The organism is Streptomyces sp. WMMB 322 (assembly GCF_900090145.1).
GTDB lineage: Bacteria > Actinomycetota > Actinomycetes > Streptomycetales > Streptomycetaceae > Streptomyces.
This window is the reverse complement of record NZ_FMHI01000006.1, coordinates 146,431-168,595: the sequence shown is the minus strand read 5'-3', so window position 1 is coordinate 168,595 and position 22,165 is coordinate 146,431. Positions and strand designations below refer to the sequence as shown.

Below are 22,165 nucleotides of genomic sequence, written 5' to 3'. Positions count from 1 at the left end.
GCCCCCCGCGCGAGTAGCGTCCTGATCATGTTTGCTGCATACGCCGCGCGAATCGACAAGGACCAGCCGCTGGACGGACTGGAACTGGGTGACCGTCCCGAACCGGTGGTTCCGGACGGTTGGACGACCGTCGACGTCAAGGCGGCGTCGCTCAACCACCACGACCTGTGGTCCCTGCGGGGGGTCGGGCTCGGCGAGGAGCTGCTGCCGATGACCCTGGGGTGCGACGGCGCGGGCATCGACGCCGACGGCAACGAAGTCGTCCTGCACTCGGTCATCGGTGCGACCGGCCACGGCGTCGGCCCGGACGAGAAGCGGACCCTGCTGACGGAGAAGTACCAGGGCACGTTCGCCGAACGCGTCGCCGTGCCGCGGTGGAACGTGCTGCCCAAGCCGAAGGAACTCTCCTTCGAGGAGGCGGCCTGTCTGCCGACGGCGTGGCTGACCGCGTACCGCATGCTCTTCACCAACGCGGGCGTCCGGCCCGGTGACAGCGTGCTCGTGCAGGGCGCGGGCGGCGGCGTCGCGACGGCCGCGATCGTGCTGGGCGCCGCCGCCGGGCTGCGGGTCTTCGCCACCAGCCGGGACGAGGCCAAGCGCAAGCGTGCCGTCGAACTCGGCGCGGAGGCCGCCGTGGAGACCGGCGCGCGGCTGCCGCAGCGCGTCGACGCCGTGCTGGAGACCGTGGGCGCCGCCACCTGGTCCCACTCGCTGAAGTCCCTCAAGCCGGGCGGAACAGTCGTCATCTCGGGCGCCACGAGCGGACCCAACCCGCCCGCCACGGAGCTCAACCGGATCTTCTTCCTCGAACTGAAGGTCGTCGGCTCGACGATGGGCAGCAAGGAGGAGCTGGCCTCGCTGATGGACTTCTGCGCCGCCAAGGGCGTACGGCCCGTCATCGACTCGACGCTGCCGCTGGACCGGGCCCGCGAGGGTTTCGCGAAGATGGCGGAGGGCGAGCTGTTCGGCAAGGTCGTGCTGACGGTCTGACCGGCCGGCCGGCGGCGCCCGCTGCCGCGCGGCGCTCGTTCCGCCGCCGGCTCCCGTGGGTCCGTGTCACGGGCGCCGCCGCTGACAACCATGCTGCAGCACAGGCAACGCGCGCGGTCACCCCGAAGCGGCATCCGTACCGCTTCGGGGTGACGCGCTCTGCTGCGGGCCCGCCGGAGTGGCCGGCCTGCGATCATCGGCCGGTGACGAAGGAGGTCCACGTGACGATGAGGCCCGGCCGGCGGCCGGGCCCCGTCGGTTCAGCTGTCGGCGTCCCGTTCCACGTGGCCTTCGGGGCCGCGCAGCAGGGCGACCATGTGGGCAGCCCCCGCCGACAGTTGGCGCCGCGCCTCGCGCAGTTGCTCCTCGGTCACGCCGTGATCGCGTGCCGCGTCCCGCACGTCGTCCCGGAAGTGGTCGAGGAGGCGTTCCAGTTCGCGGCCCGGGTCGGCGCTCGGGGTGTCCTGCTCCTTCGCCCACTCGGGGGCCTGGGGGCCGGTCGTCTCGCCGCCGGCGGACGGCTCCTGCCGCAGGTTGGGGAACCAGGCCGTCGTGTACTCCGAGATGCGGCCCAAGTTGCCCATTTCACGGGCCAGTTCGGACATGCCGTCGCGCACGGCGCCCGGCCAGTCACCGGACTTCGCCCGTGACTGGACCTGCTCCTGCACCTGCCGGGCGATGCGCTGCACCTCCTCCACGGCGGCCGCGTGCGCCTGGGCCTCCTTCGCCTGGCGTCTGGCCTGCTGGGTCTCCCTCTTGGCGCGGCGGGCCTGTTCCTTCCACTCCTCCTTGGCCCGCTTCATCTCCTCCTTGGCCTGCTGCCATGCCTCCTTCTCGGTCATGCCCGGCCGGCTGCCCGAGGGCATGCCCGTTCCGTCCGTACGGGTACGGCGGGCCTGTTCGCGCATCTCGCGCCGCAGGTCGCGGGCGGAGCCGCTGACGTCCTCGCGGATGTCGGCCGCCAGGGAGGTCAGGGATTCGCTGATCTCGACCTCCAGCTCCGCCAACTCGTCCTCGCGGTCGGCCAGTTCGGCCCGGCCTGCCTCGGTGATCGAGTAGACCTTGCGGCCGCCGGCCTCGGTGGCGTGACTGACCAGGCCCTCGCCCTCCAGCTTGGCAAGGCGCGGGTAGACGGTGCCGGCCGACGGCGCGTACAGGCCCTGGAAGCGCTCCTCCAGCAGCCGGATCACCTCGTAGCCGTGCCGCGGCGCCTCGTCGAGGAGCTTGAGCAGATAGAGGCGCAGCCGGCCGTGAGCGAAGACGGGAGGCATGTCAGACGTCCTTGCTGAGGAGGAGGTCCTCGTCGTCGTGGAGGGGTTCCGCGCGCCGCAGAAGGGCGATGGAGCCCGAGACGCTGCTGGCCCGCAGCCGGCCGTCGCCGGTGCCGAGCCTGCCCTTCACCTTCTTCGCGCCCCACTGCCCCTCGACCTGCAGTTCGTCGAAGGCGCTGGAGACGCCGCCGCTCGCGGTGCTCACCTCCACGGTGGCGTCCACGGGGTCCGAGAGCCGGAGGGCGACCTCGCCGGAGACCGTGCCCAGCGCGATGTCCGTCTCCTTGCCGGTGCCGGCGGTGTCCAGGTCGAGGATCATGGAGCCGCTGACCGAGTCGGCCCTGACGGCGGGGCGGCCGTCGATGACCGTCAGGTCGCCGGAGACGGAGTTGAAGCCGACGGTTCCGGTGAGGCCCTGGGCCTCGACGTTTCCGGAGACGGTCTCGGCGCGGACCGGTCCGCCGATCCCGACGAGGGTGGTGTCGCCGCTGACTCCGCGCACGTCCGTACGGCCCGTGACGCCGGAGACGAAGGCGTTCGCTCCGACGACGCCGACGGAGAGCCGCGCCTGTGCGGGCACGGAGACCGAGACGACCGCGTGGCGGTTCCACCCCTTGCGGTCCAGCCACTTGAGGAAGCCCTGCCAGGGCACGTCCTCGTAGGCGACGACCAGTGAGCCGCCCTTGCGCGTCACCGTGAGCGGGGGGCCCTCCACCTCTCCGATCTCGACGCGGGCGCCGGGCTCGCCGGTGCCGACGATGTTGACGCTGCCGCCCACGATGCGTACCTGGAGCGATTCGATGGGCTCGTCGATCCGGAGGGTCTGCGGCTCGGAGATCGACCAAGAGGGGCGTTCGGCGGGCACGGCGGCCTCCCGGGTAGGCGTACGGCGGGGGCGAGCGCGGACGACGCCGCGACCCGTCACCGGAGGCGACGGCAGACAGCGACATATCGCGTTCACCGAGGAACACGATATGTCGTGTGTGGGCCGGGAGGCAAGCACACGTGCGCACGGGCTCCTCCCGCCCTGCCGTCAGGGTGCCGGACGCCTCGGGGACGGGGTCACCGGGGTCACCGGGGTCCGCCGGCCTCCCGGGCGGCTGCTTCGCGCAGGGAGGCGACCGTCATGCCGGGGGCGAGACGGCCCTCGGAAGGACGCAGCGCGATCAATGCGGCCCTTCCCGCCCGGCAGTTGACGAGAGCGCGCTCCAGGGCCGGGGCGAACTCCCCGGTGGCGCAGACCGTTTCGCCGTGGGCGCCGAACGCGCGGGCGTACGCGGCGAAGTCCGGGTTGACCAGGTCGGTACCGCTGACCCGCCCGGGGTGGGCGAGTTCCTGGTGCTTGCGGATCGTCCCGTATGTGCCGTTGTCGACGACGAGGACCAGCGGTGCCGCTCCCTCGGCGAGGCCGGTGGACAGCTCCTGGCCGTTCATCAGGAAGCAGCCGTCACCCGCGAAGGTGACGACCTGACGTCCGGGCATCGTCACGGCGGCGGCCACGCCCGCGGGGAGGCCGTATCCCATCGAGCCGTTGCGGGGGGCGAGTTGGCGCATGCCGTCCCGGTAGGTGAGGAAACGCTGCGCCCAGAGCGCGTAGTTGCCGGCGCCGAACGTGACGACCGCGTCCGCGTCGAGCCGTGCGTCGAGCGTCGCGAACACGGCCCCGAGGTCGAGGGGTTCGGGGTCGTGCAGGGTGCGACGGAACTCCAGATGCGCGGCGCGGTCCGCCCGGGTCGTCTCCGCCCAGGCAACGGGCCCGGCGGGCCGCAGCCCCGCGACGGCCCTGCCGAACGCCGCCGGTGAGGCGAGGACGGGCAGGTCGCAGCGGTGCCAGGCGCCGGGCGGCGGCCAGTCGGGAAGCACATGGACGATCCGCCGCGGGAGACCCGCTTCCGGTTCCTCCGGGCGGTCCAGCCGCGTGTAGCCGTCGGTGGTGACGTCGCCGGGGGCTGCGCCGACACAGATCAGCAGGTCGGCCGAGCCGAGCCGTTCGGCGAGTGCGGTCGGGCGTCCGTAGCCCAGGTTCCCCGCGAAGATGTCGCTGTCCCCGGGAATCAGGTCCTGGCAGCGGAAGTCGACGGCCACCGGCAGCGACCACGCTTCGGCCCAGGCCCGCACGTCCCTGCGTGCGTCCTCGGTCCAGCGGCTGCCCCCGAGCACCACCAGCGGACGGACGGCCTGCGCCAACAGCGCTTCCAGCGAGCCGAGTTGATCCGGGGAGACCGCGCCTTCGGGCACCGGCAGCGGTTGTGCGTCCGCCGCGTGCGCCGTGTCGGTGAGCATGTCCTCGGGCAGCCCGACGACCACCGGCCCGGGTCTGCCGCCCGCCGCGACGGCGAAGGCACGGGCCGTGATCTCCGGGAGGCGCGCCGCCTCGTCCGCCGTCTCCACGAGCTTGGCGTGCGCGCCGAACGTGCCGCGCAGGTCGAACTCCTGGAACCCGGCGCGGCCGGTGTGGCCGCGCGGCACCAGGCCGACGAAGAGGACCAGGGGTGTGGCGTCCTGGTCGGCGGTGTGCAGTGCCACCAGCGCGTTGGCCGCGCCGGGGCCGCGGGTGGTGAAGCAGACGCCGGGCCGGCCGGTGAGCTTGCCCGTGGCCTCGGCCATGTACGCGGCGCCGCCTTCCTGGCGGCACACGACCATCCGCACGGAGGAGTCGTGCAGTGCGTCCAGGACCTCGAGATAGCTCTCGCCCGGCACCCCGAAGACCGTTCCGACGCCGTGCGCCGCCAGCTGGTCGACGAGTATCTGCCCGCCGGTGCGCAGGAGTTGCTCTTCCGGCTGCTCCTGCTCGTGCTGCTCCTGCTCGTGCTGCTCCCGCGCCTGGTGTTCTCGCCGCGTCACGCGATGGCCTTCGACGTCTCGTGCTGCTTGCTGGGGTCGTGACCCAGACGCCGCGCCAGTTGCGGACCGGCGAGATACGAGCCGACCGCGGTGCACGCCGCGATGAGGATCAGCAGCAGCGCCGCACTCCACGAGGCACCGCCGGACAGCCCCAGCAGCGAGGCGGCCGCCAGCGGGACGAAGCCGGACAGCACGCCCGCCAGGTTGTACGACATGGCGACGGCGCTGTAGCGGAAGTTCTCGGGGAACATCCCGGAGACGACGGCACCGATCGGGGCGTACGGGATGGATATGGTGCCGATGCCCAGGGCGACACCGAGCACGACGAGCGGAGTGCTCTTCGTGTCGACGAGCCAGAACGTGGGGAAGGCGGCGAGTACGGAGACGATGCCGCCCACCACGCACACCTTCCACGGGCCCACCCGGTTGGCGATCCGGCCGCCCGCCACGAGGACGCCGATCTCGACGAGAGCACCGACGAGCGTCGCGTTGAGCATCACCGACTTGTCCACACCGAGCTGTTCGGTGCCGTAGGAGATGATGAACGTCGTCAGCAGGAAGAAGCCGCCGATGCCGAGGAACGCGGCGGCGATCCCGATGAGGATGCGCCCCCAGGTGCGGCGGAAGGCCTCCAGCAGCGGCGCGGGCGGCGGTCCGTTCTTCTCGCTCTCGGCCATCATCGCCTTGAACACGGGGGACTCCTCGATCCGCAGCCTCATGTACAGGGCGACGAAGAGCAGCACGAAGGCGAACAGGAACGGTATCCGCCAGCCCCATGAGTAGAAGGCCGCGTCGGGCAGCATCCCCACCAGCGCGAAGGCGCCGCTGGAGAGCAACGTGCCGACGGGGGAGCCGAGTTGGGGGACGGCGGAGTAACTGCCGTGCTTCTCGCGGGGAGTGTGCTCCAGCGTCAGCAGCATCGCGCCGCTCCACTCGCCGCCCACGGAGATGCCCTGCAGGAACCGGAGCGTCGCCAGCAGCGCGGGCGCCCAGATCCCGATGGTGCCGTAGCCGGGCAGCAGCCCGATGCAGCCGGTGGTGACGCCCATCAGCACGACGGTCATGATCAGGGCCGTGCGCCGCCCGTACCGGTCGCCGATGTGCCCGAACACGGCGGCGCCGACCGGGCGGGCGACGAAGCCGACCGCGAAGGTGATGAACGAGGCGATCGTGCCGACGACCGGATCGAGGCTCGGGAAGAAGAGCTTGTTGAAGACGAGGGCCGCGGCCGTGCCGTAGAGGAAGTAGTCGTACCACTCGAGCGCGGTGCCGATGAAGGCGGCCGACAGCAGCCGCTTGATGTCGGCGGTGCTCGCGGTCTTCCCGGCAGGCGGGGTATGCGCGGACGGGGACGGGGACGGGGACGGTGAGGGGGACGGGGGAGGGGGAGGTGAGGTGCTCATGCGGTCTCCTCATGGACGGTGACCAGACTGTGCGGATCGTGGGCGGCCCGGTGGTGTCGGGCCCGCCGGCGCCCGGGCCGCGGTGCGTTCAGGCCAGATGGTGCAGCTGGGCCAGGGGGACTTCGGCGGCGGCTTCCGTCGCGGCGGGTTCGCCGTCGACGAGGACGGGCCCCGCGGAGCGGGGCACTTCGACACGCGGCGTCGCGGTGTTGTGCAGCATGTCGGCGCGCGAGAGGCCGCGGCTGTCCCGCACGGAGGCGTAACGCAGTCCGCCCGGAAGGGAGTTGCGCGCACTCCTGTCCTCCAGGGTCTCCGCGCCGACGAAGACCCGTGCGAGCTGTGAGGCCGCGTCGCCGAGCGCGCCGTAGTACGGGCGGTACGTGCGGGGCTGGGTCAGCCGCGTCGAGCCGGAGCCCGATCCGGTGTTGCCCCACGCCACGAAGCCGCTCTTGATGACGAGTTCGGGCTTCGTGCCGAACCACGCCGGATGCCAGAGCACGATGTCCGCGAGCTGTCCGGGCGCCACGCTGCCGACCTCGTGCGAAATTCCGTGCGCCACCGCAGGGTTGAGCGTGATCTTCGCCAGATAGCGCAGCGCCCGTTCGTTCGCGCGGTGTCCGGGACCGCTCTCCCCGCAGCGCGCGGCCTGGAGATGGGCGAGCTGCCACGTGCGGCGCACGGTCTCGGCGATCCTGCCCATGCCCATCGAGTCGGAGTTGACGATGCTGATCGCGCCGAGGTCGTGGAGCGAGTTCTCGGCGGCGATGGCGTGCGCCCGTATGCGCCCCTTGGAGATCTCCACGTCGCTCTCGATGTGGTGGTTCTGCCGGTGGACGGTCATCGTCATCGGGAAGAGCTCCTCGACGGTGTTGACCGTGTAGGGAACGGTCGGAGTCGTCGAGGAGGGCAGGATGTTGGCCTCGGAGAGGATCTCCAGCAGATCGGGGTGACCGCCTCCGCCCTCCACGTGGTACGCGTGCACGGTGCGTCCGCGCGTCGCCCCGACGGTGTCGCGCAGATAACCGGACTCGTTCATCGAGTCGGTGTGCAGCGCCACCGGCAGATCGGCCTGCTCGGCCGCGCCGAGGCAGGTGTCGACGATGCGCGGAGTCGCCCCGAAGTCCTCGTGGATCTTGAAGCCGCCGGCGCCCGCCAGCACGATCTCGTCCAGCAGCGTGCGCGAACTCGACGAACCACGCGCCAGGAACGCCACGTTGAGCGGCGTGCCACGCCAGGCGCTCATCAGCGTGTGCAGGTTCCGGGCCGGGTTGCAGCCGATCTCCCACATGCCGCCCAGGCCCATGCCGACGACCGTCGTCACGCCCGCCGACAGCGCCGCGGGTGCGATCTCGGGTGAGGACAGGTGCACATGGCTGTCGACGACGCCGGGAGTGGCCAGCAGCCCTTCGCCGGGGACCATCGAGGTGTGGGAGTCCACGGCGAAACCGTCCGACGCGGCCCCCGTGGTGTTGTGTCCGCCCGCGCCGCCCACCGACACGACGCGTCCGTCCTTCACGCCGATGTCCGTCTTGCGCACGCCGAGCCGGGCGTCGAGCAGCACCACGTTGGTGATGATCATGTCGAGTGCCGAGTCGCGGTCCGAGCGCGGCGAGGCGAGCAGCCCGTCGCGCACGGTCTTGCCGCAGCCGCCGAGCAGTTCGTCGCCCGGGGTGCCGTCGTCCGTCTCGACCTCGACCCACAGGTCCGTGTCGCCGAGCCGTATCCGGTCGCCCGTCGTCGGGCCGTAGAGCGCGTTGTAGGTGCGCCGCTCGACGTGGGTGCTCATGGACGTGCCTCCACCAGTTCGACTTCACGCTCGCCGCCGGGTTCGAAGACGAGCGCGGTGCCCGCGGGGATGTCCAGCCGCATGCCGGTGGCCGCCTCGCGGTCGAATTGCAGCGCCTCGTTGGTCTCGTCGAGCGGATAGTGCGAGGAGACGTACACGGCGCGGTCGCCCGTGTTCCGCACGGTCAGCCGCAGCGTCCGCCGCCCCTCGTTGATCCGTACGGGCTCCGGCGCCGTACGGACGGCACCCGGCGCCCCGGCCCGGCCCGCGGCCGTCTTCCCGTCGCTCGCGGTCGCCCGGATCGGGGCGTCGACGGCGACCAGGGCCGTGCCGCTCGGGAAGAGCGCCTCGACCTGGACGGTGGGCACCATCGCGGCGACCCCCTCCATCACGTCGTCCTCGGTGAGGACCGCACGCCCGGCCGCGATCACCTCGTCCATGGTCAGCCCGTCCCACGCCGCCTCCAGGACCTCGTCGCAGATGAGGGCGACGGCCTCGGGGGCGTTGAGGCGGCGGCCGCGGGCGCGGCGCCTGCGCGCGAGTTCCGCGACGGTGAACAGCTGGAGCCGTTCCTTCTCGCGAGGAGTCAGATGCACTGTCGGGGCCTCCGGGATCGACCGGGTGGTCGGGGGGACGCGAGCGATCGACCCAGGATTGCTTGCGGTGCGCGGAAGACCAACGTTGAAGTATCGCGGACCTGAGCGTCACAATTGTGCATGTGCACAGTCAGCCGGACCCGTTGGCCGCCGCCCCGCATCCCCGCGCGGCCGAACTCGCCGTGGAGTGCCTCACGAGCATCGACAGCCTCCTGGGCGACTGGCTGGAGGCCGTCCGGCCGCTGCGCGAGAACTACGCCGACTCCGTCCCCGACGACGACTTCCGCGAGACCGCGGTCCAGGCGTTCGAACTGCTGCTGCGCACCGTCGCCGAGCTGCCCGTGCCCGCGCAGCTCGCCGGGATCTCCGAGCGCACCGGGGAGCGGCGGGCCCGCCAGGGCGTACCCCTCGACTCGCTTCTCGCCGCGGCCCGTCTGGACTTCCGGGTCGTGTGGGCCGCGCTCCTCGCCCGCGCCGACGACGAGGACAAGGTGCTGCTCGTCGCCTCCGCCTACCACGTCTGGGAGGCGGTGGAGGCGCACGTCACCGGCATCATGACGGCCTACCAGCGCACGGTGCTGGAGATGGGGCGGCAGCGCGAGGACGAGCGGCGGCTGTGGTTCGACCGGCTGCTGGAGAGCGAAGGCCGCAACCCCACCGTGGTACGCGACGCCGGCCTGGCACTCGGCTTCGTGCCCGCCGGCCGGTTCCTGTGCGCCGCCGCGCCCCCGGGGCCCGGGCCGGGCGAGGACCTGCACGGAGCGGCCGCCGCGCTGCGCTCCTCCGGTGCCACGCTTCAGCGGCAGACGGTCTCCTCGGCGGCGCTGCTGGTCGTCCAACTGGGGCCGCGCGTCACCGAGGAGACCGTGCTCGCGGGGCTGGAGGGCGTGCCGTGCGGGGTCTCACCCGTGGCGGACGGACTCGCATCGGTGCCCCGGGCGGTCGAGTTGGCCACCGCCGCGGTGCGGGCGCTGCCCGAATCGGCGCCGGGGCCGCTGCGCCTGGCCGACGCGTGGCTGGACGTTCTGGTCAACCGGGCCGGCCACTTCGCCGCGCACCTGGCGGACGACGTGCTCGGCGGCCTGACGGGCGACGCGGCGCCGCCCGCCGAGACGGAACGGCTGCTGCACACCGTCCGGGTGCACCTGGCCGGAAGCGGCTCCATCGCGGAGACCGCGAGGGCGCTGTACTGCCACCGCAACACCGTCCAGCAGCGCTTCACCCGCTTCTGCGAGCTGACCGGACGCGACATCCGCCGCCCCGAGGACGCGGCGCTGCTGGCGCTCGCGCTCCGGGCACGGGAGAACGGTGACGGGTAGCGCGAGAGCGGGCAGGCAGGGGTGCAGGGGCTCAGCCGTGCGCGTGTGCTCGGCGTGCACGTGTGCTCGGGCGTGCGCGTGTGCTCAGTCCTCGTCCTCGTCCTCGTCCTCGTCGTCGAGCCGCGCGAGCCACGTCGCCAGACGCTCGACGGGGACCTCGAAGTCCGGGTTGAGGTCCACGAAGGTCCGCAGCTGGTCCGCCAGCCACTCGAAGGTGAACTCCTCCTCCCCGCGCCTGCTGCTCAGCTCTTCGATGCCGCGGTCGGTGAAGTACAAGGAGGGCTCCCTGGAAACGGGGGACGGTGCGCCCCCAAGATTATCGGCGGCAGACCGTCCGCCCGCGCGACGGGCGGAACCAGCGTGGAGGGGGACCTGTGGAACGGGGCATCCAGGAGATCGAACTGCCGGGCGGCGAGAAGGTGCTCGCGTCCGTCCGTGTCCTGCAGCCGGGGCGGCTGCCCGGGCATGCCGGTGCGGCAGTGGAGTCCGAGTTCGAGGACACGGCGGCACCCGACCGCCTCGGCGCAAGGATCGAACGGCTCAACGAGCTTGTCAGCGGGGTCGGTTCGACGGTGCTGGAGGCCGCGAGGTCCGCGCGTCCCGACGAGGTCAGCGCCACCTTCGGCATCGAGGTCATGGCCAGACCGGGCAGGGCCGTGGCCGTGCTGGCCGACGGCGAGCTGAAGGGCGCGATCTCGGTGACGCTCACGTGGAAACGTCCGGAACCGGCCCCGGAACAAGGGGCAGAATCCCAGCCGCAAGGACAGTAATCTTGGCCCTCGTACGCCTCACACAGGAGGAACCGGGGGACGGGGGTGGCGATGGTCGGCGTCTGCAGCGGCCGGGCCGGGACACGGGCTGACGCACGGTCGGGCGGGGGAACACGAACCAGTCTGCTGCCGTGCGCCATGCGTGTCTCGTGAGCGCCGTCGAGAGCGCCGTGCGCTCGGCCGTCGTGCGGGTTGGTGCACCCGGCGAAGGGTATGCCGTCGAAGACGACGGCCCGCGTGAGGAGTTGTGGGGCAGTGGCTTCTTCATCGCACCGGGCTGGGTCCTGACGAGCGCGCACGTGGTGGCCAAGGGGAGGGGTGCCGTGTGGAGGGGTGAGCGCGTCATCGGCATCACGCTGGAGTCGGGTGAGAAGCTCACCGGCGAGCTGGCGTGCGGCCTTCCGCGCCCTTCCGGTGCCGAGGACACCTCCTCACCCTGGAACGACCCCGACCTGGCCCTGGTGCGGGTACCGGAGCCGGCTCACGCTCCTCATCCCAACGGCCTCTGGCTGAGCGACCGTTCGGCGCTGAACTCTTCCGATGTGCAGCTGTTCGGCTACTCGTCCGTGCTGAGCCGTGGCTCGGTGGACTTCGTCCAGGTGACGGGGAGGGCCAGTGCCGGCACCGGCGGGCCGATGATGCTGGAGGACGCGTATCTGCCGCCGGGCTGTTCCGGCGGCCCCGTCGTGGACCGCGACCGGGGCAGCGTGATCGGCGTCAGCAAGGGGCGCGCACGTGACGGCCAGATCGCGCGTGCCACCCCGATCACCGCGCTGCGCAGGTTCTGCGAGGCGGGGCCGCACGAGGCAGCGGTGTGGCAGGAGGCGCTGCGTGCCCACGACCGGCACCATCTGGAGCGCTATCTCGCCCTCGACTGGAGCTGGCCGCGCGAGCAGTACGTGCGGGAGCAGCAGCGCGATCCCGGCGGTTACGCGAGCGGGTTCACCGCCTACGACCGTGCCGAACTCTTCGGCCGCTTCGCCGAGTTGCCGTCACCGGTCAGCGCAGGTCAGGTGCTGGAGATGGTGGAAGGGGCGCGCCGCGACGTCAGGCGGGAGACGTACCGGCTGCACATCCACGCACCGCGCAGCTGGCGGGAGGGCGTCGGGCTGCTCTACGACATGCACGACGGCAGCTTCAGCGGCGTCGAGAGCAGCCGCGAGCGCGAGCGGGCCGCGGTGGTGCTGTACGCCGCGCGCGTGTGCCAAGCCCTGTCCGCTCCTGGCCGCGGCAAGGTGCCGCGGCCCCGGACGGTGCCCGAGGAGGAGAGCACGGGCCGCCGCCCCGACCCGCTCGCGGAACTGGAAGCCTGGGTCAGGAACGCGGCGGTGACACTGCCGAACAGCATCGACAGGGAACTCGTGCGGGACATCCTGGAGCCTGCAGCGGCCGTCCCCGGCCCCCGGTCCTCGTACGCCGACGTGCTGGTGGAGATCGACCCCGACCTGTACGGGACGCACCCCTGGCGGATCAAGCTCGTCCAGGAGGACGGCCAGGTCGCTCCCGTACGGCAGAACGAGACCGGCGTGCCCCGCGCCGAGCTGGAGCGGGACATCCGCGCCGGGCTCGCCGACGCCTTCGACAAGGGGGACATCGGCGAACATCTGGCAGCCGTGGACTTCATGCTGCCGCGCGCCCTGTTCGACGAGCCGGTGGAGATGTGGCGGGCGAAGGAAGCGGGCCCGGACGAGCCGTTCAGCCCGCACACCCTGCCGCTGGGGCACCGGCGTGCCGTCGCGCTGCGCGACCGGCACCGGTGGATGAAGGCTGAGCCCATCCCGGAGTGGCACCAGCGCTGGCGCGTCATCAAGAAGGGGCACATGGCGGCGGTGCCACTGTGCCTTGGGGCTCCCAACGGTGCGGAGGAGGGACGTCACCGCACGGAGCGCGAGACCGAGCTGGCCGCATACGGAAGGCTGCGCAGCGCGGAGCCGCACGCCGTGGCCGTGCACTGCGCACGTGCCGGAAGCGGACACGGCGCCGTGGCTCTGGGTGTGGCGCTGGGAGCTGGGTACCCGGTGGTCATGTGGCGGCGATGCGACGAAGAGCACACGGACTGCGGTGAGTTCCAGGAACATGCCGCGGGACTGCTGCGCTCCGCGTGTGCCGCCGGAGCACCGAAGAGCCTGCGCGAACTCGTACGCGATCTGCGCAACCGGAACGCGGAGCCCGACGACTCGAGGATTGCAACTTCCCGCACCGGGGAGCTGGTTCTCCTCTACGATCCGCCGCAAGGACCCCAACTTGCCGACGAGCCGCTCCGAGCACCCCCGCTGCGCCCGTGACTTCGCGCACCCGTCCCGCGTACACCGATCTCACGACGACCCCCGAAACGGACCGGAACAGCGAGGAGCTCACAGTGAGCGATTGGCGGATCTACCGGGGAGCGGGTCTCCCGCACGACGGCGTCCGGCGGTTACCTGAACCGCCGCCCTGGAGGGACTTCACCCTCTCCAGGAGCTCCGGGAGCGGCGACGACGGAGACGAGGGCGACGCCGCGCGACGACTCGGTGTGCAGCGGCAGCTGGTCGAGAACCTCCACCCGCGCCCCGAAGAGGTCGAGGCGGTCAACGCGGCGCTGTACCTGCGCCGCCCGCTGCTCGTCACGGGCAACCCCGGCACCGGCAAGTCGACGCTCGCGCATGCCGTCGCCCACGAGCTGGGTCTCGGACGGGTGCTGCGCTGGCCCATCGTCAGCCGCACGACTCTCCAGGACGGGCTCTACCACTACGACGCCATCGGCCGCCTCCAGGACGTACAGCTGGACAGGGCCGTCGACGGGGAGCGGGCCGAACGGCCCCCCATCGGCTCCTACATCAGGCTGGGTCCGCTGGGCACCGCGCTGCTGCCGCGACCGGACGGCGAAGAAGGGCTCCCGCGGGTGCTGCTCGTCGACGAGCTCGACAAGAGCGACATCGACCTTCCGAACGACCTTCTGAACGTGCTGGAGGAGGGCGAGTTCACGATCCGGGAGCTGGAGCGCAGCGCCGACCGGGAGCCCGTCAGCGAAGTGCTCACCGACGACGGCGACAAGGCGGCCGTGACCGGAGGCCGCATCCGCTGCACGACCTTCCCGTTCATCGTCCTGACGTCCAACGGCGAGCGCGACTTCCCCGCCGCGCTGCTGCGCCGCTGCATCCAGCTGGAGCTGAAACCGCCCACCGACAAGCAGCTCGCCGCCATGGTCACGGCCCATCTGGGCGAAGAAGCCCTCGTGGAGGGCGAGGAGTACATCAGGCGCTTCCTGGAGCGAGAGGCGGGGCAGGTCGTCGCCACCGACCAGCTTCTCAACGCCCTGTTTCTGACGCAGCGCGCGGCGGGAGCGGAACGTGCGACGCGCAGCCGGCTCGCCGAGATGCTGCTGCGCCCGCTGGACCGCCCGAGGTGATGGGGGATGGACCCGATCGGTCCCCCGCACCGCGCGGGGCCCCAGCTGGCCGAACTCGTCTCGCGGATGCGGCAGGCGGGTTGGGACCCGTCGGCCGAGGAGGTGGCCGAGGCGCTGTGGCTCGCCCGCTGGACGGACCCCGGCTCGCGTGACCCGGCGCCTCCGGCGTCCGTTGCGGACGGTACGTCGCAGGAGGGCGGAGCGGCAGCGGCACCGTCGAGGCTCGGCCACTCCTCGGACCGGCAGCCCACCGGAAGTGAAGCAGGCTCCGGACCCCTCGCGCAGGGCGCCCCGTCCCCTTCCACCGTGTCGCTGTACGCGCCGGACCGGCACGGCGGGGCTCCGGGCAGGGCGTTTCCCGTGCGGGCGCCCGCCGCCAGCACACTGCCGGGCCTGCTCGGACTCCAGCGGGCCATGCGCCCGTTGCTGGGGTACCGGCCCCGGCCGGCGTCGGTGCCGCGCGTGCTGGACGAGGCGGCGAGTGCCGAGCTGAGTGCTCGCAGCGGTGCTGTGCGACCCGTGTTCGGGCCCGCACACCGGCCGGACGCCGAACTGCTGCTGCTGATGGACGCGTCGGCGACCACGTCGGTCTGGCAGCTCACTTTCGAGAAACTGCGTCAGACCTGCGAACAGCTCGGCGCCTTCCGCGACGTGCAGGCACTGTGCCTGCACCGCAGCTCCGACGGTGCGCCGCTCATCGGCACCGGACCCGATTCCTCCACCACTCGCCTGCGCCCCGCGGACCAGTACCGGGACACCACCGGCAGGCGGCTGACGCTCGTCCTCAGCGACTGCGTGGGGCCGCTGTGGCAGGACGGCGGCGCCCAGCGGCTGCTGCACCGCTGGACGGGCGGTTCGCCGCTGGCTGTCGTGCAGCCCCTGCCGCCCAGGCTCTGGCCGCGTACGGCCCTGCCGGGCGAGCCGGGGCTGCTCGTTCGCGACAAGGCGACGGGAGGCCCCGTCGGCTTCGAACCGGACGGCTACGGATCGCCGCCCGCGCCCGATGCGCTGCCGGTGCCCGTGCTGCTGCCCACGCCCGCGGCCCTGGGCAGCTGGGCGCGGCTGCTGGGCGGCGAGGGACGGCAGACGGTGCGCGGAGCCGCCGCCTGGGTCAGGCCGCGCCACCACGCCATGCCGGCGCCCGCGGCCTCGCACGGGACCGACGCCCGCGAACTGCTCGGCGCCTTCCGGTCATCCGCTTCGCCCGGCGCGCTCGACCTGGCCGTCCACCTGGCCGCGGTACCGCTCGTGCTGCCCGTCATCCAGCTGGTGCAGGAGGCGATGCTCCCCGACACGGGCCCCATGGAACTGGCGGAGGTACTGCTCAGCGGGCTCCTGGAGCGGCTTCCCGACGTCGAGGATTCGCCGGGGCCCCGGTACGACTTCGTGCAGGGCGTGCAGGAACTGCTGCTGCAGTCCCTTGACCAGGGCGCGGCCGAGCTGGTGCTCAAACACCTCTCGGAGTACGTCAGCCGGCGCTTCGGCAAGGGGACGCGCAACTTCCCGGCGCTGGCGGTCGCCCAGCTCTCCGGGCACCCCCCGGCGACGGAACGGAGCCGTCCGGAGCCCGAGGAGCCCGAGGAGGACGGGGGAGAGCTGGGGGAGGAGCTGTTCGCCGAGATCCCGGCCCGGGTGGTGCGCTGGTACCGGCCCGTGCGCCCGCTGCCGGACCAGCTCAAGGACGCTGAAAGGCTGCTGGACCAGTGGCGCGTGCAGCGCGACGGCAAGCTCCTGCGGGAGGCCCACGAGGTGACCGAGGCGGTGCTGCTGGCCCAGGACAGCGACTGGGCCCGCCGGGTGCTCGGGCAAGTGCTTTTCGCGCAGGCAGGCACTCCCGAGCTGCGGCGCGCTCCCGAGCGCCGCCGGCAGCTGCTGACACGCGCCGAGCACCTGCTGTCCGGCGACACCTCGGCGCGCCCCGCGACCGTGCTGACCCGTGCGGGCGTGCGGCACGAACTGTGGCGCATGGACGGCGACCCGGCCTGGCTGCACGCCGTGGTGAGCGACCTGAGCGCGCCACTCGAGGACGAGGAGTCGGACCCGGCGGCACGGGAGGACCGGCACGTGCGGCTCGGCCGGGCCCTGCTCGACATCGCCCGTGGCGAGCGTGACCAGGACTCCGCCGCGGAGTCCGCCACGCTCGCCGTGGCGCAACTGCGCGCCGCCGCTGAGCTTTCGGAGGCCACCGAGGCCTCCGTCCAGCGCCGGGCCGCCGTCCTGCTGGACCTGATCGCCGCCCTGCGGCTGACCGGAGAGGCCGAAAGCGCGCAGCTGCTGCAGTTGCTGTCCGACGCGGAGCCCGCCGTACGGGCCGATCCCGCCGCTCCGGGAGGCCGTAACCTGCTGCTGCGATGGGCCGGGACCCGGGCACGGGTGCACCGCGAGGCGGGCGACTGGCAGGCCGCTGACCAGGCGTACGGCGAAGCCGCCGAGCTGACACCGCGCGACAGCCCGCAGCGCTGCGAACTCTTCGTCGAGTGGGGCGAGACACGTCTCCTGCAGCACGACGACCCCGACGGTGCCGAGGGCATCCTGCGCGAGGCGCTGGCCGTCGCGCCGGGGAGCGGACCGCTGCCCGCCCGCGCTCAACTGCTGCTCGGCCGGGCCCTGGTGCGGCGCTGGGACCGAGGGCGTTTCCTCCCCGACCTGTTCGAGGGCAGCCACCTGCTGGAACTGGCCGCACGCCACTGTCCGGACGCCGTGCAGCGTGCCGAGAGCTGGCGGCGGCTGGGTGACGCATGCATGGCCTTCCCGGACGCGAAACCCCCGTTCGCCCGGGCCGAGCGGGCATACCGGGAAGCCCTGGCCGAGGCCCGCCGGGCTCCCGGAGCGGACGGCGGTCATTCGGTGGAGATCGCTCGCGCCCTGCACGCACTGGCCACGTTGTACGAGCGGCGCGACGAGCCGCGCAAGGCGCTTGCCGAGTACCGGGAGGCCGCCGAGCAGTGGCATCGGCTGGCGGGCATGCTGGCGCCCGTTCCGTGGGACGAGGCCGGGCGTACCCGCGACCGCATCGCCGCGCTGGAGGCAGGCGGGGCCGGCGGGTCGGGCGGGGCCGAATGACAGCCATTCCAGGACCGAACAGGTTTCCGTATTCGGGGCGTCGGGAAGAAGTCAACAGCCGCTGAGCAGCTTTCTGAGCGGACCACGGGGAGGGAGAGCACTGTGCCGAAGCACCCTGATGCCGAACCGGCCGTGGAGCGGGCGGAGTACGCACTCGCGCCGCCCCTCCCGGACCTCTCCGGCGTCGACCTGCGCACCCTGCGCCGGCTGGACACCCCGGCTCTCACCGCGGCCGTGGCCCATGTGCTGCGCGGGCCTGGCGAGAGGGGGGAACTCTTCGGCCAGAACGCGCCCGGCCCCTCCCCCTCAGGTGCGGCAGGGCCCTGTGACGGCTGACCGGTGACGGTGACATCGGAACGTCTGTGGTTCCTCGGCCGTACCCGCGCACAGCCCGGAGACGTCGCCGCCCATCTGCGGGTGGTCCACCACCACCGGCTGCTGCTGCTCAAGTCGCTGTACCACCGGGTGAGCGCCGAGCGGGAGAGTCTTCCGGCCGCCGGGTTACGGGACTTCGCAGCGCACTGGGCGCTGCTGGAACGGGCCGAACAGCATGCTCCGAGCAGCACCCGGCGCACGCTGGCCTACCCGGCCGTGGGCAGCAGACTGGCACGGGTGCTGCACGCCCCCGGACCCGGGGCCTTCCGGGACGAGCTGTCGCTGACCGGCCAGATCGCGGCCGCCGCCGCCCTGCGCTCCCGCTGCGCCTTCGAGCTCGTTCTGCCCGCCCCGGAGGGGGAGTTGGTACTGCCCGGCATCGGCGGCTACGACTGCCCCGGCGGAGAGCTGCGGCTGGCCGCGGACGGGAACACCTGGCCGGAACCGGACCGGGCCCTCGCGCCGCTGCCGGGCGGCAACACCGTGCTGGACGACGTCGACGTCCGCCTCGTCCCACCGGGCGGGGGGCTGTCGCAGCCGCCCGCCGCGCACACCGGCACTGCGGGGGAGTGGTGGGCTCCGCTGTGGCGCGAGGCGATGGACCTGCTGTTCGCCGCAGATCCACCGCGGGCCCGCGAAGTCGCCGCGCTGACGCGCTGCCTGGTGCCCCTCGTACCGCTTCCGCCGAACCCCCACGGTCCGCAGGACCTCTACAGCGCCACCCTGCGCGCGGCCCCCGGCGCGGTTCTGACCACGCCGCCCGAGGACGCCGCGGCGCTGGCCGAGGCGCTCGTCCACGAGATCCAGCACACCAAGCTGGCTGTGCTCTGCGACCTGACCCCGCTCTACCGCACCGGCGGTCCGGCCGTGCACAAGGTGCCCTGGCGCACTGACCCGCGTCCCATCGGGGGACTTCTCCAGGGGACCTACGCCCACCTGGCGCTCACCGACCTCTGGCACCGGATCGCCGCCACCAGCGGCACGGGAGTGCGGGCATCCGTCCGCAGGGCCGCCCGGAGACGCCACAGGGACTACTGCGAGCAGGTGGCGGAGGTCCTCCCGGAGCTCGCGGATTCAGCGGAACTCACCGACAATGGACGGGAGTTCGTAGGCGGCATGGTGGCGCACCACAGACGGCTCAGCGCCGCGGGGCAGATTCGGTAACGACGTGGTGACCCTCAGCGATGGCACTTTTGGCCGTTGAACGGCGGCCGATTCAGGAGCAGTAAGGGGAAATGCGCATGAGCGCTCAGGGCCAGGCGCTCGAGGCGGAGCCGACGGGCCGGCAGGACCGGAGCTTCGTCATCGTCTATCCCGGCTACCACAGGCAGTGGGCCACATGGATTCACCGCGCCCTGGAACGACTCGGGTGCCAGGTCGTGCTGCAACGCTGGGGGCCGCCGCGTGAACAGCCCCTGGAAGAGGCGTTAGGGGATCTGCTGCTGGCCGATGGCGTGGTGCTGCTGGTATTGAGCGAGTGGTTCTTCGAGCTCGGCCCGCGCAAGGAGGGCGAGTGGGACGCCGCGATGCGGGGCTTCGTCGCGGAGCACCGCGAGCGCTTCGCGGCGGTCAACGTCACGAGCCCGGCGCTTCCCACCTCCGCCGCCGTGGCCCGCCCTGTGGAGCTGTGGGGCGTGAGCGCCGACGAGGCGGTGCGCAGGCTGCTGAACCGGCTCGAAGTGGACGTCGACCCGGCGGAGATGGCCCGGGCCGGCGCCGGTCACCGCTATCCCCGGGACACTCCGGACGTGTGGGGCGAAGTCCCACGGCGCAATGCCGACTTCACCGGCCGGGACGAGTTGCTCAACTCCCTGCAGCAGCGCCTCATGGACGCCGAGCGCGGAACCGCGGCCGTCGCTCTCGTGGGCATGCCGGGCATCGGCAAGTCGGCCATCGCCGCGGAGTACGCCCACCGCTTCAGCTCCGACTACGACGTGGTGTGGTGGGTCAACTCCGACGCCCGCGGCACCCTGCGCGAGCGGTTCAGCGAACTCGCCCCGCGGCTGGGCCTCCCGGCCGAGGCCGGCGGGTCCGGCGGACGCATCCGCGCACTGCGTGAAGCGCTGCGGCGCGGCGAGCCGTACAACCGCTGGCTGATCATCTTCGACGGCTGGGACGATCTCTCCGATGCCGGGACGCTGCTCCCGGAGGGCGACGGCCATGTTCTGATCACGTCCCGGAACCGCTCCTGGAGCAGGCACACGGACATCGTCACCATCCCCCAGTTCGTCAGGGGTGAGTCGACGGGCTATCTGATGCGCCGCGCCCCTTCCATCACGGCGGAGGAGGCCGACCAGGTCGCCGTCGAGCTGGAGGACGTGCCGCTGGCGCTCAGCCAGGCCGCGGCGTGGCTGAGCCAGTCCGAGATGGCGGTCGACGAGTATCTGCGGATGACCCGGCAGCGCGGTGGCATCGACCTCCCGGCCGTCCTCGAAGCGGCAGGCGACTACCCGATCGCGTCCCTCACGTCCTGGTCGATACTGATCAACCAGCTGCGCAAGGACAATCCGCGCGCCGTGCAACTCCTCATCCTGTGCACCGTCTTCGCTCCGGGCCGCATCCCGCTGGGTCTGGTGCGTGCCGTCCCGGAGAGCGAACTGCCCGAGGAGCTGCGCTGGATCGTCCGCGACCGGGCCGCGTGGACGCAGGCGCTGGACGTACTCACCAACTTCTCCGTCGTCAACATCGAGCCGGTCGAGCACCTGAGCGCCGGACGGGCCGACGGGGGCGAGGACCGGGTGCGGATGCATCGCCTGGTGCACACCATCGCCGGCCAGCTGACCGCCACCGACGACCTCGAGGAGTACCGGCGGATCGTGCGCAGGGGCCTCGCGGAGGCCGATCCGGGCACGCCGCACGACAGCCGTAGCTGGCCGGTCTACTCCGAGCTGCTGCTGCACATCGAGCCGAGCGGGGCGCTGACCAGCACCGGCAACCGGGTGCGCAGGACGGTCCTCAACTGCGTGGAGTACTGCGCGCTGAGCGCGGAGTACACCACGGGCGTGACCCTGGCCGCGCAGGTCCGGGAGCAGTGGAAGGCGACGTTCCCGCCGAGCGACCCGATGTGGGTGCCGCTCACCGTCTCGCAGAGCCTGTGCCTGCGGGAGAGCGGCCAGATCCGTGCGGCACACGAACTGATCCGCGAGCAGCTCGCCAGCCTCGACGAGATGGACGCCCCGGACGTGGCCGGCGTGCTCAGCGTCCAGCACTCCCTCGCCATTGTGCTGCGCCGCCTGGGACGGTACGGCGAGTCGCTGGAGCTGTCCCGGGAGATCCTCGAAGAGGCCCAGCAGGCCCTGGGCCGCGACCACGCCAGCTCGCTCGCCCTGCGCACCAACCTGGGCGTGGCGCTGCGGCAGCTCGGGCGCTACGAGGAGGCATACGAGATCGACGTGGAGACGATGCGCCGGCGGGAGCGGGTGCTGCCCGCACGCGACCAGGCCACGCTCGTCTCCGGCAACAACTGCGCCTACGACCTGCGGTTGATGGGCAAGTTCTCCGAAGCTCTGGCCCGCCAGGAGCTCGGCATGCAGATGCACATCCAGGTGCTGGGCCCCGACCACGCGCAGACCCTGTTCGCCCGGCACCAGCTGCTGTTGTGCCGCTACCGCGCGGGTGAGGACCGGGAGGAGATCAGGGAGCAGCTCGCCTTCCTCCTGGACCGCCTCCGCCAGGTCTACGGCCGGACCTTCTACCTGACCCTCAACCTGGTCACGGACTACGGCAACTTCCTGCGGGAGGTCGGCGACACGACTCAGGCCGGTCAGCTGATCTCCGAGGCCGAGGAGGGCTACCGCAGACTGCTGGGCCAGGCGCACCCGGTGCCGACCGGCATGCAGTCCAGCGTCGGCCTCAACCTGCGGGCCGAGGGGGACACGCGTGGCGCGCTGAACCTGTTCGAGCAGGCGTACTTCGGGCTGCGCACGCTGCTGGGTCCCGACCACCCGTGGACGCTGGGCTGCGCCCTCAACTCGGCCGCCGGGCGGCAGGACGCGGGCCGCGGCGACGAGGCCGCCGAGTTGGGGAAGGACACCCTGGACCGAGCACGCCGGACACTCGGCGAGGACCATCTGCTGACGCTCTCGGTGATGTCCGGGCTCGCCACCGACCTTCGCTCGCTGGGCGAGGAGACCGACTCCGGAAAGCTCGACGAGGCGGTGCTCTCCGGGCTCACCCGCACCCTGGGCATGCGCCACCCGCAGACCGTGAGCATCCGCGAAGGGGAGCGCCCGCTGTGGGACTTCGAGCCGAACCTGGGCTGAGCGCCCGCTGATACGACGGGGGCCGTCGGCAACGGACGGGCCCTCCGTCGTGCGACGGGGCGGCAGGCGGAGGGAGCGGGGACGGTTGCCCGAACGTG

16 protein-coding genes are annotated in these 22,165 nt (G+C 72.3%); 9 read left to right on the top strand and 7 right to left on the bottom strand.

Features of this window, described 5'->3' with window-relative positions; all coding sequences use genetic code 11:
- The first annotated feature begins 27 nt into the window (after positions 1-27).
- Entirely contained in the window at positions 28-990 is a 963-nt protein-coding gene (locus H180DRAFT_RS12450) for a zinc-binding dehydrogenase (protein ID WP_055486092.1), read from the top strand.
- Between the two features lie 260 nt (positions 991-1,250).
- Here H180DRAFT_RS12450 and H180DRAFT_RS12445 read toward each other — a convergent pair whose 3' ends face one another.
- The 6 genes from H180DRAFT_RS12445 to H180DRAFT_RS12420 all read right to left on the bottom strand — a co-directional run bounded on the left by H180DRAFT_RS12445 (position 1,251) and on the right by H180DRAFT_RS12420 (position 8,890).
- Positions 1,251-2,261 carry a PadR family transcriptional regulator gene (locus tag H180DRAFT_RS12445; protein ID WP_055486091.1) on the bottom strand — a complete coding sequence of 337 codons (1,011 nt, stop codon included), beginning with the start codon at positions 2,259-2,261 and terminating at the stop codon, positions 1,251-1,253.
- 1 nt (position 2,262) lies between these two features.
- Positions 2,263-3,126: a DUF4097 family beta strand repeat-containing protein gene (locus H180DRAFT_RS12440; RefSeq protein ID WP_055486090.1), complete on the bottom strand. Its 864-nt coding sequence runs from the start codon at positions 3,124-3,126 to the stop codon at positions 2,263-2,265.
- A 206-nt stretch (positions 3,127-3,332) separates the two neighbouring features.
- Positions 3,333-5,105, bottom strand: coding sequence for a thiamine pyrophosphate-binding protein (locus H180DRAFT_RS12435; RefSeq protein WP_199822487.1), 1,773 nt, complete (start codon positions 5,103-5,105; stop codon positions 3,333-3,335).
- Positions 5,102-6,508, bottom strand: a complete 1,407-nt coding sequence (locus H180DRAFT_RS12430; protein WP_079100062.1) for an MFS transporter — start codon at positions 6,506-6,508, stop codon at positions 5,102-5,104. Before H180DRAFT_RS12430 ends, H180DRAFT_RS12435 begins: the two co-directional genes overlap by 4 nt.
- An 88-nt stretch (positions 6,509-6,596) precedes the next feature.
- A complete protein-coding gene (locus H180DRAFT_RS12425) occupies positions 6,597-8,294 on the bottom strand; it encodes an urease subunit alpha (protein ID WP_055486089.1) in 1,698 nt (565 codons plus the stop codon).
- Positions 8,291-8,890 carry an urease subunit gamma gene (locus H180DRAFT_RS12420; protein ID WP_055486088.1) on the bottom strand — a complete coding sequence of 200 codons (600 nt, stop codon included), beginning with the start codon at positions 8,888-8,890 and terminating at the stop codon, positions 8,291-8,293. Before H180DRAFT_RS12420 ends, H180DRAFT_RS12425 begins: the two co-directional genes overlap by 4 nt.
- Positions 8,891-9,012: 122 nt before the next feature.
- Here H180DRAFT_RS12420 and H180DRAFT_RS12415 point away from each other — a divergent pair, with 122 nt between their 5' ends.
- Positions 9,013-10,209 carry a PucR family transcriptional regulator gene (locus H180DRAFT_RS12415; protein WP_199822486.1) on the top strand — a complete coding sequence of 399 codons (1,197 nt, stop codon included), beginning with the start codon at positions 9,013-9,015 and terminating at the stop codon, positions 10,207-10,209.
- Positions 10,210-10,293: 84 nt separating this feature from the next.
- Here H180DRAFT_RS12415 and H180DRAFT_RS12410 read toward each other — a convergent pair whose 3' ends face one another.
- Positions 10,294-10,485: a DUF6104 family protein gene (locus tag H180DRAFT_RS12410; protein WP_055486087.1), complete on the bottom strand. Its 192-nt coding sequence runs from the start codon at positions 10,483-10,485 to the stop codon at positions 10,294-10,296.
- 98 nt (positions 10,486-10,583) lie between these two features.
- On the opposite strand from H180DRAFT_RS12410, the gene H180DRAFT_RS12405 reads away from it, so the two are divergent.
- From H180DRAFT_RS12405 to fxsT, 7 genes are all read left to right on the top strand, one after another.
- A complete protein-coding gene (locus H180DRAFT_RS12405; RefSeq protein WP_055486086.1) occupies positions 10,584-10,979 on the top strand; it encodes a CU044_2847 family protein in 396 nt (131 codons plus the stop codon).
- A gap of 149 nt (positions 10,980-11,128) precedes the next feature.
- Positions 11,129-13,264: a VMAP-C domain-containing protein gene (locus H180DRAFT_RS12400; protein WP_055486085.1), complete on the top strand. Its 2,136-nt coding sequence runs from the start codon at positions 11,129-11,131 to the stop codon at positions 13,262-13,264.
- Positions 13,265-13,338: 74 nt separating this feature from the next.
- Entirely contained in the window at positions 13,339-14,367 is a 1,029-nt protein-coding gene (locus H180DRAFT_RS12395) for an AAA family ATPase (protein WP_055486223.1), read from the top strand.
- Positions 14,368-14,373: 6 nt separating this feature from the next.
- Positions 14,374-17,430 carry a tetratricopeptide repeat protein gene (locus H180DRAFT_RS12390; RefSeq protein ID WP_055486084.1) on the top strand — a complete coding sequence of 1,019 codons (3,057 nt, stop codon included), beginning with the start codon at positions 14,374-14,376 and terminating at the stop codon, positions 17,428-17,430.
- Positions 17,431-17,532: 102 nt separating this feature from the next.
- Positions 17,533-17,766 (top strand): hypothetical protein, encoded by a 234-nt coding sequence (locus H180DRAFT_RS12385; RefSeq protein WP_055486083.1) that lies wholly within the window; start codon positions 17,533-17,535, stop codon positions 17,764-17,766.
- Between the two features lie 3 nt (positions 17,767-17,769).
- Positions 17,770-18,969, top strand: a complete 1,200-nt coding sequence (locus H180DRAFT_RS12380) for an aKG-HExxH-type peptide beta-hydroxylase (RefSeq protein ID WP_055486082.1) — start codon at positions 17,770-17,772, stop codon at positions 18,967-18,969.
- 77 nt (positions 18,970-19,046) lie between these two features.
- Positions 19,047-22,067, top strand: a complete 3,021-nt coding sequence (gene fxsT, locus H180DRAFT_RS12375; RefSeq protein ID WP_055486222.1) for an FxSxx-COOH system tetratricopeptide repeat protein — start codon at positions 19,047-19,049, stop codon at positions 22,065-22,067.
- The last annotated feature ends 98 nt before the right edge of the window (positions 22,068-22,165 follow it).